Genomic DNA, 2,913 nt, shown 5'->3' with positions numbered 1-2,913 from the left:
CCGCACTTTTCTGAGCCGCAAAAGACAAACCCCCAGCCGATTGGCTGGGGGTTTGGGGATAAAGCCCCTGGCGATGACCTACTCTCGCATGGCTTGAGCCACACTACCATCGGCGCGGCTGCGTTTCACTTCCGAGTTCGGGATGGGATCGGGTGGTTCCACAGCGCTAATTTCACCAGGGAGACGGTTGGAGCGTCGCCATCCAAGGAGCGGATGAGGCGCGCGTCTCGCATAGTTACTTGTGACGTAGCTTGCATTTGGTATCTACCAACGTGTTCGTTGGGACCAAGGCAACTTGAGGTTATATGGTCAAGCCGCACGGATCATTAGTATCAGTTAGCTCAATGCATTGCTGCACTTACACACCTGACCTATCAACCACGTAGTCTACATGGTTCCTTTAGGGGGCTTGTGCCCCGGGAGATCTCATCTTGAGGCGCGCTTCCCGCTTAGATGCTTTCAGCGGTTATCGCTTCCGAACATAGCTACCCGGCAATGCCACTGGCGTGACAACCGGAACACCAGAGGTTCGTCCACTCCGGTCCTCTCGTACTAGGAGCAGCCCCTCTCAAATCTCCAACGCCCATGGCAGATAGGGACCGAACTGTCTCACGACGTTCTGAACCCAGCTCGCGTACCACTTTAAATGGCGAACAGCCATACCCTTGGGACCGACTACAGCCCCAGGATGTGATGAGCCGACATCGAGGTGCCAAACACCGCCGTCGATATGAACTCTTGGGCGGTATCAGCCTGTTATCCCCGGAGTACCTTTTATCCGTTGAGCGATGGCCCTTCCATACAGAACCACCGGATCACTAAGACCTACTTTCGTACCTGCTTGATCCGTCGATCTTGCAGTCAAGCACGCTTATGCCTTTGCACACAGTGCGCGATGTCCGACCGCGCTGAGCGTACCTTCGTGCTCCTCCGTTACTCTTTAGGAGGAGACCGCCCCAGTCAAACTACCCACCATACACGGTCCCCGACCCGGATTACGGGCCTAGGTTAGAACGTCAAGCACGACAGGGTGGTATTTCAAGGATGGCTCCACCACAGCTAGCGCCATGGTTTCATAGCCTCCCACCTATCCTACACAGACGAACTCAACGTTCAGTGTAAAGCTATAGTAAAGGTTCACGGGGTCTTTCCGTCTTGCCACGGGAACGCTGCATCTTCACAGCGATTTCAATTTCACTGAGTCTCGGGTGGAGACAGCGCCGCTGTCGTTACGCCATTCGTGCAGGTCGGAACTTACCCGACAAGGAATTTCGCTACCTTAGGACCGTTATAGTTACGGCCGCCGTTTACTGGGGCTTCGATCAAGAGCTTCGCCTTGCGGCTGACCCCATCAATTAACCTTCCAGCACCGGGCAGGCGTCACACCCTATACGTCCACTTTCGTGTTTGCAGAGTGCTGTGTTTTTGATAAACAGTCGCAGCGGCCTGGTTTCTGCGACCCTCTTCAGCTATAGCTCGCACGAGCCACCAAAAAGGGTGCACCTTCTCCCGAAGTTACGGTGCCATGTTGCCTAGTTCCTTCACCCGAGTTCTCTCAAGCGCCTGAGAATTCTCATCCTACCCACCTGTGTCGGTTTACGGTACGGTCTTCGTGAGCTGAAGCTTAGGAGCTTTTCCTGGAAGCGTGGTATCAGTGACTTCGCCCTAAGGGCTCGTCTCGGTGCTCGGTCTTAAAGGATCCCGGATTTGCCAAAGATCCAAACCTACCGCCTTTCCCCGGGACAACCAACGCCCGGTACACCTAACCTTCTCCGTCCCTCCATCGCACTCACGCGAGGTGCAGGAATATTAACCTGCTTCCCATCGACTACGGCTTTCGCCCTCGCCTTAGGGACCGACTAACCCTGCGTCGATTAACGTTGCGCAAGGAAACCTTGGGCTTTCGGCGTGCGGGCTTTTCACCCGCATTATCGTTACTCATGTCAGCATTCGCACTTCCGATACCTCCAGCGGACTTCTCAATCCACCTTCGCAGGCTTACGGAACGCTCCTCTACCGCGCACAACAGAAGTTGTGCACCCCAAGCTTCGGTTCTGTGCTTAGCCCCGTTAAATCTTCCCCGCAGACCGACTCGACCAGTGAGCTATTACGCTTTCTTTAAAGGGTGGCTGCTTCTAAGCCAACCTCCTGGCTGTCTGTGCCTTTCCACATGGTTTTCCACTTAGCACAAAATTTGGGACCTTAGCTGTGGGTCTGGGTTGTTTCCCTTTTCACGACGGACGTTAGCACCCGCCGTGTGTCTCCCATACAGTCCGTCTCGGTATTCGGAGTTTGCAATGGTTTGGTAAGTCGCGATGACCCCCTAGCCATAACAGTGCTCTACCCCCGAGAGGATACATATGAGGCGCTACCTAAATAGCTTTCGAGGAGAACCAGCTATCTCCGGGTTCGATTAGCTTTTCACTCCTAATCACACCTCATCCCCTACCTTTGCAACGGGAGTGGGTTCGGGCCTCCAGTTGATGTTACTCAACCTTCACCCTGGGCATGACTAGATCACCCGGTTTCGGGTCTACTGCCCGCGACTATGCGCCCTTATCAGACTCGGTTTCCCTTCGCCTCCCCTATACGGTTAAGCTTGCCACGAACAGTAAGTCGCTGACCCATTATACAAAAGGTACGCAGTCACCCTTGCGGGCTCCTACTGCTTGTACGCACACGGTTTCAGGATCTATTTCACTCCCCTCTCCGGGGTTCTTTTCGCCTTTCCCTCACGGTACTGGTTCACTATCGGTCGGTCAGGAGTATTTAGCCTTGGAGGATGGTCCCCCCATGTTCAGACAGGGTTTCACGTGCCCCGCCCTACTCGTCTTCACTGGTATGGCCCTTTCAAATACAGGGCTATCACCTTCTATGGCCAACCTTTCCAGGTTGTTTTTCTAAAACCATACC

Annotated in this window: 2 rRNA genes (1 of these 2 running past the window's edge); both read right to left on the bottom strand. The window is 54.3% G+C overall.

Annotated elements, in window-relative coordinates:
- Positions 1 to 65: 65 nt before the first annotated feature.
- Positions 66 to 180 (bottom strand): 5S ribosomal RNA (gene rrf, locus P6166_RS17305).
- A gap of 125 nt (positions 181 to 305) precedes the next feature.
- A 23S ribosomal RNA gene (locus P6166_RS17300) occupies positions 306 to 2,913 on the bottom strand; it runs 271 nt beyond the window's last position.

The organism is Stenotrophomonas sp. HITSZ_GD, from assembly GCF_029543105.1.
Taxonomy (GTDB): domain Bacteria; phylum Pseudomonadota; class Gammaproteobacteria; order Xanthomonadales; family Xanthomonadaceae; genus Stenotrophomonas_A.
This window is presented reverse-complemented; position numbering and strand designations above follow the sequence as displayed.